Source organism: Thermogemmata fonticola (assembly GCF_013694095.1).
Taxonomy (GTDB): Bacteria; Planctomycetota; Planctomycetia; order Gemmatales; family Gemmataceae; genus Thermogemmata; species Thermogemmata fonticola.
This window is the reverse complement of record NZ_JACEFB010000014.1, coordinates 32,883-46,880: the sequence shown is the minus strand read 5'-3', so window position 1 is coordinate 46,880 and position 13,998 is coordinate 32,883. Positions and strand designations below refer to the sequence as shown.

At 59.2% G+C, this 13,998-nt stretch carries 12 protein-coding genes; 1 reads left to right on the top strand and 11 read right to left on the bottom strand.

Annotated elements, in window-relative coordinates; all coding sequences use genetic code 11:
• Positions 1–11 precede the first annotated feature (11 nt).
• Both H0921_RS14830 and H0921_RS14825 read right to left on the bottom strand, forming a co-directional pair.
• A complete protein-coding gene (locus H0921_RS14830) occupies positions 12–1,133 on the bottom strand; it encodes a D-TA family PLP-dependent enzyme (RefSeq protein ID WP_194539297.1) in 1,122 nt (373 codons plus the stop codon).
• A gap of 179 nt (positions 1,134–1,312) precedes the next feature.
• On the bottom strand, positions 1,313–3,127 hold the full coding sequence (locus tag H0921_RS14825) for a hypothetical protein (protein ID WP_194539296.1): 1,815 nt from the start codon (positions 3,125–3,127) through the stop codon (positions 1,313–1,315).
• A 203-nt stretch (positions 3,128–3,330) separates the two neighbouring features.
• Here H0921_RS14825 and H0921_RS14820 point away from each other — a divergent pair, with 203 nt between their 5' ends.
• Positions 3,331–4,074 carry a hypothetical protein gene (locus H0921_RS14820; RefSeq protein ID WP_194539295.1) on the top strand — a complete coding sequence of 248 codons (744 nt, stop codon included), beginning with the start codon at positions 3,331–3,333 and terminating at the stop codon, positions 4,072–4,074.
• A gap of 138 nt (positions 4,075–4,212) precedes the next feature.
• Here the strand turns inward: H0921_RS14820 and H0921_RS14815 are convergent, their stop codons facing one another.
• The 9 genes from H0921_RS14815 to H0921_RS14775 form a co-directional block, all read right to left on the bottom strand.
• Positions 4,213–4,446: a hypothetical protein gene (locus tag H0921_RS14815; RefSeq protein ID WP_194539294.1), complete on the bottom strand. Its 234-nt coding sequence runs from the start codon at positions 4,444–4,446 to the stop codon at positions 4,213–4,215.
• Between the two features lie 235 nt (positions 4,447–4,681).
• Entirely contained in the window at positions 4,682–5,653 is a 972-nt protein-coding gene (locus H0921_RS14810; protein WP_194539293.1) for a DUF1559 family PulG-like putative transporter, read from the bottom strand.
• A 211-nt stretch (positions 5,654–5,864) separates the two neighbouring features.
• Positions 5,865–6,017, bottom strand: coding sequence for a hypothetical protein (locus tag H0921_RS14805; RefSeq protein WP_194539292.1), 153 nt, complete (start codon positions 6,015–6,017; stop codon positions 5,865–5,867).
• 9 nt (positions 6,018–6,026) lie between these two features.
• Entirely contained in the window at positions 6,027–6,695 is a 669-nt protein-coding gene (gene cas5, locus H0921_RS14800) for a type I-MYXAN CRISPR-associated protein Cas5/Cmx5/DevS (protein WP_194539291.1), read from the bottom strand.
• Between the two features lie 4 nt (positions 6,696–6,699).
• Positions 6,700–7,608, bottom strand: a complete 909-nt coding sequence (cas7i, locus tag H0921_RS14795) for a type I-B CRISPR-associated protein Cas7/Cst2/DevR (RefSeq protein ID WP_194539290.1) — start codon at positions 7,606–7,608, stop codon at positions 6,700–6,702.
• Positions 7,609–7,720: 112 nt separating this feature from the next.
• Positions 7,721–9,451, bottom strand: coding sequence for a type I-MYXAN CRISPR-associated Cas8a1/Cmx1 (gene cas8a1, locus H0921_RS14790; protein ID WP_194539289.1), 1,731 nt, complete (start codon positions 9,449–9,451; stop codon positions 7,721–7,723).
• Positions 9,452–9,511: 60 nt separating this feature from the next.
• Positions 9,512–11,878 (bottom strand): CRISPR-associated helicase Cas3', encoded by a 2,367-nt coding sequence (gene cas3, locus H0921_RS14785; protein ID WP_194539288.1) that lies wholly within the window; start codon positions 11,876–11,878, stop codon positions 9,512–9,514.
• A 5-nt stretch (positions 11,879–11,883) separates the two neighbouring features.
• A complete protein-coding gene (gene cas6, locus H0921_RS14780; RefSeq protein ID WP_194539287.1) occupies positions 11,884–12,498 on the bottom strand; it encodes a type I-MYXAN CRISPR-associated protein Cas6/Cmx6 in 615 nt (204 codons plus the stop codon).
• A gap of 404 nt (positions 12,499–12,902) precedes the next feature.
• Positions 12,903–13,919: a prenyltransferase/squalene oxidase repeat-containing protein gene (locus H0921_RS14775; protein WP_194539286.1), complete on the bottom strand. Its 1,017-nt coding sequence runs from the start codon at positions 13,917–13,919 to the stop codon at positions 12,903–12,905.
• Positions 13,920–13,998 lie beyond the last annotated feature (79 nt).

The window sequence follows — 13,998 nt, the reverse complement described above, 5'->3', positions numbered from 1 at the left end:
GGCGAGTGTCGTCACACAGTCAGAGACCGGTCACGTGCCGCTACCAACCAGCGATCGGCCACGATACCGTTTTCGACTACGAGCAATTCCCGATACAGGGCCACCGTGGGGCAGATGTGGCCGGGCAAAGCGTAGAGGACATCACCGATCTGAAATTGCTCGGCGGCTGGGGTCTCTATGACCAGGTGCTCTTCGTTATGGGCTACGACGGTGTATTCCGGCACATCTAGGAGCCGGACGCGGCGCTCCAGCGGAGGATCGGCAGCTACGGCTTTGGTCCCCAGGTCCAAAGTGACACGTCGTGGATGCGGACGGCTGATAACGCGAGTCATCAGCGCAGCGGCGGGGATCAATTCTGCCAGGTCGGCATACTTACTGCCATAACCAGCATCGTGCAAGACGAAGGTGCCAGGGGAACATTCCAGGCCAGGGATCTGCTGCCAGCGGGAATGCACGGGAAAGCTCGGTGTTCCTCCCACGACCAAGCGCGGCACTGGACAGCCCTGTTCCTCCAACTGCCGCCGTAAGGCCAGGACATCCTTCCAAAACCGCTCCGCGGTCGCCTCCCGTTCCGATCGCTCCGGAGCGTTATTGTGGCCATCGTACACGTGGAAGCCTTCCGGACGCACACCGGGACTTCGGCACATCTGCTGGTATAGCGCCGCCGCTTCCGGTCCGACTGCTATTCCCGTGCGATCTTGTCCGACATTGAGGTCGAGCAGGACGCCTACTTCGGTCCCGGCTCCTTGCATTGCCGACGCCAGTGCTGCCAGAGCCGCCGGATGATCCACTAGCGTAGCAAAATGCGTGTGTGGATAGCGACGGATGAGTGCCGCCAAGCGTTGCAGATTCGGCCCGACCAGGGGATAAGCAATGAGCACTTGAGGGGCGCCGACTTGAGCCAGCATCTCCGCCTCGGCCAGCGTCGCGCATTTGTGCCGCTGCACACCGGCTTCCAGAAGCCAGCGGGCGATCTCGCGAGTCTTATGCGTCTTGACATGAGGGCAAAGCCGCTGGGGTCCGCCCGCCCACCGCAACACACAGGCGATGTTCTGCCGAATCAAGGCGGGATATACCAGCAGAGCCGGTGAGTAAACCTCCTCTTCCCTTTCCAACCGATAGTTCACAGCCATTTTCCCTCCTCCACCGCTACTGGCCCGTATTGTGCTCATCCTAGCAAGTGGCATAACAAGCTCCCAGCAGCTGGCCTCATTCCCGCAAAGAAGATGGAACAATGCCTGATTGGGCAATATCGTTATGGCGACATCCGCACGTCATCGAGAATCCACGGGTGATGTGGAAAAAGAACACCTCACGGAGCTTCCTCTGGAATGTCTTCGAGAGAATAGATGAGGAACAGGCGAGTCCGGGCGAGCGGAGTGCGGGTTTGGAGCCAGCGAAGCATATCGCGGTGGTGGGGTGTGATATCTGGATTGCAACGGAGGCAGCCTACGGAGACCGCTAGAAGCTTACCTCCTCCGCAGAGTGCGCGAATCTGTTGAGGGTTCCCCTGATGCGGCCAGTGACTCAACGGTGCGCGCTGCAACGGCGGGAGTTCAACGCTAGGATCCTTGCCGTAATACCACACCGCAATCCGATCCACCTGCTGCTGCTGACACCATTGACGCAGCTCCGGCAACCCCTGTCCCCAGTCATAATTCGACTCATGCAGTAGGGAATCCGGAGCTTGCGGCCCGCCCCACATATCATTGATGTAACAGAGCAAATGCGGCCAGTGCCGCCGCACTTCCCCGGCCTGGATCAGGAGCAAAATCCCCGCCAGTGCTAAGGTCCAACGGCGACTACCAGGCCGACACCATCCTGCTGCTGAGGTGCTGGTCCCTACATACCGTCCCAGGGCTGCTGATGCCGCAATCACCCCCAACACCAGAGCCGGAAACATAAAGCGGATGCCGATCTGCACCCGGTAGGTGGGGCTGAGCACGAGCACCAGCAGAGCCAAGGCTGCCAGTGGACTGACCAACTGTCGTGATGCTGTCACCATTGCCAGCAGGAACAATCCTAGCAGGGACAATGGCGTTTTCATCGACAATGCCACTGGGAAGTACCAGGGCGTGGCTCGCGGATACCACTGCCCATTCAAATAGGTGCCGTGACCCCGGATGTTGTGCTTGATCTGATAGAGTAAGGCTTCGCCAGCATTGGTAAAAATCGTCAGACGATGGCTCAGCGGCTGCATCACCCTCTTGAGCTGGCCTTCAGGAAGCTGTTCAGCCCAACGAATGAATGTCGGCTCTGGACCCCAATCACAACCGGTATAGGCGAAGGCGACGGCCAGGCCGACCAGCACAATTGCAACAATGTCCCAACGTAAGGTGACACTGCGTTGCCAAAGGAATCGCAACATCCTCCCTGCGAACTGCCAGTTGCCGCCCTCGCTGGGTGCCCTTTGAACCTTGTTCCCGCTTTGCCAGAGATGCCACAACCCCAGCACAATCATTCCTTGCAGACCGAACACCAGGGCTGATGCTTTCGCTGTCAGTGCCACGCCGTAAAACACTCCCGGCAGCAGCACACGCCTCGACCACGGCTGATCCCGTCCGCGCCAGAAGCTGTCCAGGAACAGCAGCAGGCAGGCTGCTAGGGCTATGTCCGTAGTGGCCAGTCCCGCATGGGCTAGTAAGTTCGGTTCACAGGCGACAAATGCCACTGCCCCTCGGCCTCCCCACGGACCTCCCCACTGCCAGCCCAGGCGCCAGACCATGAAGAGCAGCAGCCACCAGAACAACAGATTGGCCATGCGGGCCACCCGCAGCATCTGCGGCCAGTCGTGGGACAACTCCCACGGCACACCCCGCCATGTCTCCCAAAGATAGAGCGGCAACGTCTGCACATCCACGGCCAGCGTCATCGTACCGGCCCGCATGAGCAGCTTGTTGCTTCCGCTTCGCCAGGCGGTCAGACCCGCTTGCACATAAAATGGTTCATCGAACGTGGCACCAATTTCACCCCCCGTAATCCCATGGACAATCACAAGCGATGACAACACACAGGCAGCGAGCAGCCAAAGCCAGTCGATCCACCCACGCCAGGAATTGTGCCTCTTTTCCCCTACCGAACACCCCCCCTCTGGAAAACCGGATACCGCTGCTGGCAGGCGTTCCATTCTCAGGTCCTCCCCGGAACAAAGCACCTGCATAACCGGATCAGGCTGTTGGTACAAGCACAATTGCCCAAAAGCCAATCCAGCGGCGTCCCACCTCTGGACGCAGAACTCCGGTAATCCCGGCCACCGATTTCCCGACACCTATGATGAGAGATGAACAAACGCCAGAACTGTTCGCAGTGTGTTCACCTAAGGAGTTGCCGATGCCGACGCGGGAGGAGTGGAGCGGGGAGCTTATGGCTGGCCGACTGGCTGACGGAGGACCCCGCTACGTCGAGACACCCCAGGAACTGGGGAAACAGACTCTGGCGGAACCCTGGAATGCTGCCACCGCTGCTTTGTTTATCCTCATTCCCTTGCTTTGGGCTTGGCGTTTGCGAGGGCGCTACCGCCAGCATGCCTTCCTCACCTGCGGCTTGCCCATCCTCCTGGCCGGAGGTATTGGGGGAACGCTCTACCACGCCACCCGTGCCTCCCGCCTCTTCTTCCTCCTCGATGTCATCCCGATTTCCCTGCTAGGGCTGGGTGGTGCGGCCTATCTCACCGCTCAACTCTGGGGTCGCCGCGGCTGGTGGTATCTCCCCGCCGTCCTGCTCTTTTACGTGGCGGTGCAACTTCTCCTTTTCCGCACCTTGCCCCCCACTTGGAACATCCAATGGCGAGTCAACCTTTCCTATGCTGTCCTCGCTGCTATCGTCGTGACACCGATTTTCCTCTTGCTCTTGCGCACCGCCTTCCGCCACGGCGGCTGGGTCCTCTGCGGACTGCTCAGCTTTTCGATCGGCTGGTTCTTCCGCCTCTTGGACTGGGAAATGGGACTGTACTTGCCGATGGGCAGTCACTGGCTATGGCACATCTTCGGAGCGATTGCCACCTGGTGCGTCATCGAGTATGTCTTCCGCCTCCAGACCGACAGCATCGTCCGCACCGAATGCCGCGGAGGATAATCGCCTACAGTCCCTCCACTTTCAAATCAAGGTGCTCCGTTACACCGCGGACGTCAGGAATTCGTTTTTCCAACGTCGAAAGCTTCGTTTCGTGGAAGCGACGTCGGCGTAAAGTGGAATCTTCCTCCAAGTCCGATATCAACGGCGCGGCAAAAAGCGTTCGGCCTCCTGGCTTTCGCGCTCAGCAGCTTGAGCAGGAGTCAGATGCTGTGTTTTCTGATGTTTCTTCTCCGCTTCTTCTACTTCTTGCTGCTGCTGGCGGAGCTTCTGTTCCAACTCCGGTGTCAAAGGCACTGTGGCGGGAGATGAACCACAACCCAGGCTCAAACCCAAGCTCACCACCACATAGACGCCCGCTAACAAGCGAACCATATCCTCCTCCTTACTTCATCATTGCTAGCCGTCGTGCAACAGTTTGGTTGTCTCCTTTAGTTCGCCTTTCTACTCCCTCGATAGAGATCAGGCGACACGATTCAGTCACTATGAAGGCAACAGGCGGCGTATGCGGAGAGCCGCCCGTCGTTCTCTCCCGTCGTTCGCCTAAACTTGACAGGGCAAGTCAGTGGAAACCGGGAGTAAAGCTGGAATGCATCCGGTGGGAAATCTGTTACTCAAGGGTGACAGATTCTCCACCATTGCGGGTACAAGTGGCGGCCCAGACAGCCGGATCGACACCAAATCGTACAAACCGCACAGAACCATCTGCGAAAACCGCGTTCATACCGCCTGAGTGCGAAGAACCAAACTGCTGATTCCAAACTGAACCACTGCTCGGATTGGGAGCGTCGGCGTCAGGCTGCGGGGTTCGAGGAATCGTCACCGTCGCACCTGTGCGGGGATGAGTATAGGTGAATGTGCCTCCGCCAATTCGGACGATGTCTTCATCCCAGCCAGCGTTGACATACGGTTCATTGTCACCGCCATCCCTGCCCCATTGATTGGGGTGCAACCACTTTTCCGCCACCATCACCGTATTGGAAGTTCCATCCGTGATCATAGTGAGGCTAATCTGTGGCACATTGGTACGAACTACCACTCCATTTGCTGCACCAGAACCGGCATTGACAGAATTGTTGGTCGGAGTGCCATTCGAGAAGACTGTACCCGCATTTCCAGCATAATCAGATTTGGCGCTGCTTCCGTAAATCTGGGGAGCACGGCGCGAAGGGCAGTAATAAATTTTAACAGGCGTTACATAAAGCTGTGTACGATTCGGTAGACGGAATAGGTTATCTTGTTCAATGTATGGCATAATTTGATAGCTCCAACTGTATCCCGTACGATCATCCAGTTGACCGTTGGCGTTAAGGGTCGCTGCATTCTGATCATCCCAGTTGCAACAACTCTGGTTGGGTTGGCCTGCAGGTCGACCATCTCGCCCACCGGGAGGTAGCGTTCCGCGAACGTCGTGGAAATTGTGAAACGCTAGGCCGATCTGCTTCAAATTGTTAGCACACTGCGTACGGGCGGCTGCTTCCCGGACTTTCTGCACCGCCGGCAGAAGCAGACCGATGAGGATGGCAATGATGGCGATGACCACCAGCAACTCGATCAAAGTAAAGGCTTTGTGATGTCTCATGTTACTCCTCCTTGCTGCTTTCCTCAAGAAATACAGTTGGGCTAGAAACCTTTCAGGAATGATTCCGGCAGTTTAGCCTCACAAATATCCATATCGGCCAATAAGCGCCATGTCAATTATGGATTGCTCGATGGCTGCTTCCAAAATCCCTAGTCGTTAGTACTGGAGTGGAAGTGTTTGGAGGCGAGCGAAGGGCCGGTGGATAGGTTGGTCATTTTCCGCTGCGGACGAACTGACCAGAGAGATTCTCTCCACCTCCATCCAATAGGTTAGAGGCGGAAAAGAGGGGGCAGTAGCCCAAGGCACGCAGGGCCATCGCTCGCAAGGGTGGCTCGTGCGCCTGAATCAGGTCCAGTGGGAACATGTTGCCGCCTCAAGGGGGAAGAATGCGAGGTAAGCGGTGGACTTCGGGGGGTTGATCGAGGGAAATGTCCTCCCAGTTCCCCACAGCGTAGCGGGTACGGGCCGAGGCCACATGATCCGCCCAGACCGGCCAAGTGTATCGCCCCCTCTCGGCCAGCAGGAAGGCTCGCCCTCTCTGGCTGCGATAACGATCCTTGACGCGCTCCCAAAGGCAGACTTCATCGACCAAATGGGTGCTTTCGCCGAGAGACAGTCCGCCGAAACGGGACACCTGCCGCGGATCGATCAGGGCCTGCTGAACCCGTTCTTCCAAATGGGGCGGGGCATTTTGTTCTTCCGCAGAATCCAGCCAGAGCAGCAGTTCGACGAAAGGATGCTCAGCGGAGGCGCCGGTCAGGAGCTGCTGGTAGTCTGGACGTATATTCCTGCCACAACCAGGCAGTGTTTGTTTCTCTTTCCAGCGCCAGACGGTGCGCAGAGCGACGCTCCGGGCCGTGCGATTCAGGTTGACCGCCGTGAGGCGGCAGCCGACGTGGCGCTGGCGCTCGGTTTCCCCCACAAGTGACAAGAGGAAGCCATAGCATGTGGACGGCGGCGGCAGCGGCTCGGTTTCTAAATACTCGCGGGACAGAAGCCGGCGGAAGCAGGTCACGGGCACAGTCACAAAGATGCCGAGCATGGCTTCAGCCTCCCAGTCCGAGCTTGGCGTTGATCCGCTTAACAGCTGTCGCACAGGCTTCCTGGACGCCTTTGCAAACGGTGACATTCTCCGGCCAGCGGCCATTCCCTTCTCCGTGAGGCAGAACAGCAGCGACGATCAACTCTTCGGGGACAATGTCGCCATTGTGGAGGCGCTGATAGAGGCGCGGGGCGATCACCGTTCGGCCTTCATCGGCGGTATCGAAGCAGTAGAGCATGCGCGGAGCGGGATCGTCGGTGATGCGAATGGCGATCGCCTCGGGAGAAAAGTCGAAGAGGAAGCGGCTGTGGTTGCCGGCCACAGGACCGAGTTTGCAAAGGCATTCCAGCGCTTGGGCCGCTCGGCGTTTGTCGCGCAGGCGTTCCGGTGTCATGGCGATGCTGTACTGGTAGCGCGTGGCATGGAGTTCGGTGCCGTAGGGGACGGGGTTGGTCCCTTTTTTCTGGGCGGAAGGAGTGGCACCGGGCGAAGCGGCGTTGAAGGTGACATCCCCCGGCCAAGGGGTGAGCGAAACCGCACGAGTGACTTCCAGCACAGCCCGGCGCACAGTGGCCTTGCCCGACGATTCCCCCTCCTTGGCCGCTTCGGCACTCATGAAGCCGAGCAGGTCATCGTCAATGCACACTTCCTGACCATCCGAGTTCCAGCGCTGAAAATCCGGGTCTTGCCATACGTTGCTGTTAGCTCTCTCATCCCAGGAGCGATTGGTAGGGCCGTACTCAGCCAGGCGGCGGCGCAAAGCGAAACGGATGGCTTCTGCACTGACCGTCGTGTGCGTCTCCCCCATCCAGATGATTTTCTGCAAAGTGGTGATGTTGCCCTCAGTCTCGGCCCGATTGTTGGCGGCGGTCCCATAGGGCGTCACGATGCTAGCAAACACATGCAGAGTCATGGCACAACCTCCTTCCAGAGTCAGGCAACGAACAGACAAATCAGCAGATCCGGCATTCTCCCTCGTGGGACTGGAACAAGTTTTTGCAGCATAGCGGCCAGCCCCGTTTTTCTTAGGTCGCGTTGGCCTGTCCCTCGACAATCTCCGGCGCATCAGCTTTCTCGTCTTCGCGCCCGGTGTAACTGGCTAGAGCTAGCAGGGCGAGGTCACGGGTCAATTGCCAGCGGTCATCGGCGAGCTTGGGCAGAATGTCCCGCCAATGTTCGGATAACACCTGAACATAACCGGCCCGGCTGAACAGGTCGCAGAGAGCATGGCGGGCGTCGTTGGCTGTCTTGGCTCCCGCGAGGCGCAGGCGCAGTTCCTCACGGAATTTGTCCCAGCGATTTTTGGTCGCTTGCGAGGGGGACTTCCCTTCGCCATCGGTCTCGCGGTGGATGCGCCCGAAGGTACGGCGGATAGCTTCGTGCACCGCTTCGACAAGGCGGCGCTCCCCTTCCTCGTCCCACATCTTCGGTTCAGCGATCATGGCATGCAAACCTCCTTTCTCGTAACGAAGCTGCTCAAGGTAGGGCTTATCCGTGGCGGGATTCTTCCGCGTGTAGAACTTGATGAAACCGGCATACCAGGGGCGTCCCAAAGCCAGATTTTCGGCAACGTGCGGGCGGACAACGCTCTCCTGGCGATAGACGGGGGAGGGCGGTGGGACCGCTCCTGGTTGCTCCGCCTTGGCCGTTTTGCGTTTGCGCGTCGATTTGCCGTCGGGAGTGGAATCGGCAGGTACCATCACCCGCAGCGGCAGACAGGCCAGTGCTCGTTCGTAGCGCTGCAAATCTCGATCCGCCAGGCGGGGGACGTGAAGCGTGTTCACACGGGACTTCTGCTGCGTGGACCAGGGGGTTGGTGCCAGCGTCATGGCATCGATCGCAGGAATGCTTCCTCCGCTTCGGCGGATGATTTGGCTGGACCAGACGCGGACCTGCGCTTGCAGGGCGGCATCCGCTGCTCCCGCCACGAGGGTTTGCCGGGCATTCCGGGGTGTGATCAAGGGGCGGACATCGAGAAAATCTCTCAGGTTCTCCACCTCCGGAATCAGCAGCACTCCCAAACCGCGATTCACCAGCAGGGACAAGCACCCCACCATCGCAAAGTACAGGGGCAAGGCCCGTTCCGGGGGGTCCTTGAGCTTGGTCAAATCCCCCCAAGCCTGATGCCGCACTACCGCCCCCGGATAGACGGGGCCATCCAGGTCCACAGGCGTCTGTTTCAAACGGCCTTTGGTATCCACCAGTTCTTTCCACAGAGACTGATGTTTGTAGCCGGAGCATTTCTTGTAGGTCACCGGCAGGGCATGGACGTTGTCCACATCGCCGGGATCGTACTGGACGGTGCTTTCGTCCTTGGCCAGGTCGCGCGTGCCGCCGTGCTGGAGGAAGGTCAGTAGCAGCCCGGCTTGAAGGTCCGCCAGCACAGCTAGAGACGGCTGAGTGTCACCATGCTGGCCCGGCAGGTAGATCAACCCCTCTGGGGTGATCTGGAAGGCGAATTGGAAAAGTTTTTGCAGATAAGCTCCAGCATTTTCTGGCGTACCGAAACGCAGAGTGATCTGCTGCTCTTCGATGTCCCACTGAGGTTGGCCATCGAGAATCAACGGGCGGACCTCCGCGTCGGTGAGCAGTCCTTTGTCGTAACGCTGTCGCAAGACATCAAGGGTACAAGCCAATCCACCCAGACCGGCGCGGTGCATCAGGGACATGCCGGGTGCGAACAGATGCAGGATCAAATCGTCTGGTGCTGCCTGTTTGGTCGTGGTCGCCGTTGGGGATTTTCGGGAGCGGGGCATGCGTGCATCTCCTGATCGGCCATTCCGGACATTCCTCGTTTCAGCGGCTGCAAGCCAGGGTTATTCACTCCTCGCGGCGAGTCGAAACTGTTCTCTCCATTGGGCACCGCGGCGAGGGTCGTAGTCGACAGCCTCGTCGGGGGCGATAGGGACACCGCGGAAGCGAGGCCAGGTTTTCCACTCCTTGGAGCGGGGCGGCGGCAAGGGCAGAACATAGCGGGCTAGTTGGCGGGGCTGGTCCTGCACCTGAGAGTAATCCTGGCGTAACAGGACGTTGATACCCGGAGTCCCCTGGCGCAGTTCTTTGACCTCGGTTTTCGGGCCGCCATCAAGCCAGGTGCTATCGCCATACGACAAGCGAGTGTCACTGTTCTGCTGCCAGGCGGTCACAAGGTCGCGCTGGCTGATGGAGCTTTGGGGCAGGCGGTCCAACCAGCGCCGGGCTTCCTCCAGTTCGGCCGGGGTGTAAGGTTGAACATCATCCGGTTCAAGGATGAGGAAGGGGCGGGTAGGGTCTCCCTCTGCGGCGCGGCGATTGAGGCGGCCCAGGCGCTGGATCAGAGCAGCAATGGGGGCCAAGTCGCTCACTAGCAAGTCGGCTGACAAGTCCAGACTCATTTCCGCCACCTGGGTGCAGAGGCAGAGGGCCGGACCCGATCGCCGAAAAGCATCGATGACATCTCGGTGTCGTTCCACGCGATCTTGGTACTTGAAGCGGCTGTGGTAAAGAATGGGCTGAAGGCCGTAACTTTCCGCCTGCTGAGCCATCTGCATCGCCCGGCCGACGGTGTTGACCACCCAAAGCACTTTCTCCTGGCGTTGCAAAGCCTGCTGGATGCAGCTCAGCACGTGGTGCAGGGAGCTGCCGCCGCTCAGGCGGTGATAACGAGGCCGGTTTTCCAGTTCGGGCGGCCCTTGAATGACCAACAGTTCCAAGCCGCGGCGTTGAAGGACGTCACGCAAGGCTTGTTCCCGAATCCGCGGCAGACTGGCGGTCATCAACAACATGGGGGCGCCGACCATCTCGGAGATGAATCGCAGGAGAGACTGAAAAAGTTTGTCGTCATAGGCGTGGATTTCGTCGAAGATGAAGGCGGACTGGGCTAGGGCGGGCCAGGCAAACAAGGCGCGGCGATGATTTTGCATCAGTCCTAGGACGGTATCCACGGTGCACGCGACAATCGGGGTGGACCAGGCTTCCAGAGCGTCTCGCCGTTGCCAGGCCTCCACTTCCTCCTGCGCGGCATCCCGCCCCGTGGTCAAAATGATGTCCCAATCGACGTCACGGCGGCTGTGGAACAGGCCCGCCCCGAGCTGACGGATGTCGGCAGCGGTAATTCGAGAACCGGCAGACACAAGATCATCCGTGGACCATTCCAACTCAACCAGGTCCGGCGGGAAGAGATAATCGCGGAAGCCTTCGGTGGCTGTCCCCGTAGTGGGATAGCAGAAGTAGAGGCGATAGCCGGGCCAGCGCCTCTGCGCCCAGAGATAAGCGGCCAACGTCTTACCGGTGCCGCAACCTGCCTGAACTAGTGTGACCAAGGCCGGCGATTGAGCCACTTGCTCCTGAAAAGGGCGAGGTTTCTGACCGCGCAAGCGATACTGGACAATCCACCCCAACGCCTCCGCGGACGGCTTGTTCTCCAGAGCGTGGAGAATCCAAGACCACTTGCTCCCCGCTGCTGTTGAGCGGAATGGTAGGGCGGAACCAGCTACGTCAGCAGCAACCAAAGCCGCTTTGACAGCAGCCAGTAAGCGCTTCTCTGTCGGAGAAAAGTTTCTCCACAGTTTTTGAGCCTGACGATGCCAGCAAGCCAGATGGACAAAGACACTGTCATCACCGATTAACTCATACCGCCTCGCGCACAGGTGGGGCGGAGGAGCTAGATGAAACGTCTCAGCCAGCCATTCCAGGATCGTTGTGAAGTCCGGATGATCCGTCAAAAAGGTGATGTGGGGACCGCATCCACCCCCTTCGGGAGGGCCAGTCGGAGGTGTCTCGCGATCCTCGGCCGGATGATGGCCTCCGACAGCCCATTCGACAATCGCCCAATCTTTCCCTTCATCCTCCAGCGCGGGCATGAGCCAATGGCGCAGTTGCTGTAAGAGCAGCACGGTGACCCACTCGTGGCGCAACCCCTGGGGATGGGTTTGGACATCCCGCTGGCCGCGGATCATTTGCTGGAAGTGATCGTTGGCTTTACCCAGATCATGAACAGCGGCAGCGAGCAAGAGGCAGCGGCGGAAGCGATCCCTCCATTCGGTTTCGTTCAGTCCCAGGATGCGCAATTGGTCTGCACCGCTGCTATCGAGCAAGCAGCCGGCCGCCTCGTAAACATCCCGCAAATGCTGCGGCAGGCGCATGGATTCCACCAGGCGGTCCTGTCCGCTTTTCGCCCAGAGCGAACCTGCATCTAGAAGCATCAACTTTACATCCTCATGGGAACGAAGAAACCGCATCCCAGACGGATCCGACCGCCTAATCCTTCTTCTTGCAAACGCAGTGAATCTGCATCACTGAGTCCCCGCACAACCAAGGAATAACCGACGATAGAGCGCCCCTTGATGCGGATGATGCGCCGTTGCGGTTGCCCACGATGGGGGCCGGAAGTCAGCACGGGAATGGATGGCTCCCCCCGGATGCCGCGAGTCTGGAGTTGTTCCACAGCGGTGTCGAGAAAGGCGGCAGGGTCCACATTGTTGCGGAAGGTGACCAGCCAGGCTCGCAACTCCGAGGCAGCACCGATACACCCGACATGAGGAGTGCCCAACAGAACAGTGTATCCGTGAATATCGAGGCGTTTACCAGCCAGGGAAACGACGCGCGGAACATCCTGTTCGGGCAGTCGCACCCGCAACACCGACTGGCGATGCAATTGGAGCAACCCCCCGCCCACCGGCTGCCCTGTGATGGGAGCAAACCGCCAGTTCCCCTGCGGATCGTGAAACTTCGGCAAGCGCCGCGACAGGGCCGCATAGAGCGGATAGGCATGATCTGTCGGCAGGAACCTTCCTTCCACGTGGAAAACCACATCGCAGAGCATACCTCACCTCCTTTCCCGGAAGCAGAAGTGGTTCCCAGCGTCCCCTTTCCCTTCTTAGCTCTTCGTTTCCGTCGCTCGATGCGCAATTACAAATCAGAACGTCAATACCCTTCCGATGACTATACGCTGTCTTCCTGAGATCCTCCCGTGTTATTTCACGAGCCGGGGTACACCTATCTTTGCCAATGGAAGCCACGTCTCCGATTACCCAGAGAATTACCATGATTTTAACCACGTCATGACATGATGTAAAGTGCCGACCGGACTTGTCAAAGTGAGTAGTCAGGAAAAGTTGGAAAGGCAGGTCGAACATTCCCGCCGGTGGAGAGGGCAGCTAGAAAGCTGCGGAGCTTGGCGCGTCAGGCTAGGACGGCACTTCCAGTGGAATGATAGCGTGGGAGGAATCAGCGTGTTTCGGGGAATTGCTGCAAAGCGAGAACACAGAAGGCAGTGCCGATGTTGGTGATGTAGTGAGCTTTGTCGTTATTGAGGGAACGTGTGAACCACCGCCCGCTGTCGCGCTGGTGTTGGAGAAGCCATTGCCGGGCTTTGACCAGGACGGGGTCCTGGGGGGGCAAGCCTGCTTGCAGCAAAATGAACGTCACCATGCCGGTGGCGTAGCCATCGCTAGGGGCTTGGGGATCGTTGGGTGAGCCATCCCGCCGCTTGTAATGGCCCAAGGCTGGCAAGGCCCAACCGCCGTCGCGCTGCTGCCGGCTTTTCAGGTCGGCGATGATCTGGCGGCGCTGTTCCTCCCGGAGCAGTCCCGGCAGACGAGTGGAGGCCCACAGGAGCATGGCGGCATGGTGCAGGTCCGGGGGTGGTGTGCGCTCCAGGTATTGGCGCAGGCGCTTGAGGCCGGCTTGAGCTTGGGGTGTTTCGGCGTAGCGATCTGGAGCGTATCCCACTGCCACCGCGGCCAGGACGGCGCCGTAGTAATCGTCATGTTCCAACGGGGGCCAATCGCATTTGAGCCAGTTCCACTCGCCGCTTTCCCGCTGATGCTGCCACATGCGATCCAAGGCCGCCCGCGTGCTCGTCTGGAGTTTGCCGCTAGTGAAAGCATCATGAAGTGACAAGGCGAAGGCAGTGACAACCACATACGTATCCCCACGCGGCTTGCCCCCTTGGGACCAGCTTTGCACCTGCTTTTCCAGGAACGCCCGCACTTCACGCCAGGACTTATCCTCCCCGCCCAGCCGAGGTCGGACTGCCAGATAGAGCATGTTCGTGTGGCAACTGATGCATTGTCGCTCGCGCGTCCAGTGCACGGCCACGCCATCCAGATAGGCCGCCGCTCGGAGGGGGTCGTATCGGCTCGCCAGAGGTTCATCCGCTTTGCTCGGCGCCGGCTTGGCCGGCTCAGCGACCGGTACCAGTAAAAGCCCGCCTGCCACCCAAGTCCACAAAGCAGTAGCCATCTCAGCCTCCATGAGGAAACGGCGACACAACTTTAGGCTAACGCCCCAACTTTCAGGCCAATGTTTCGGATTCAGGTAC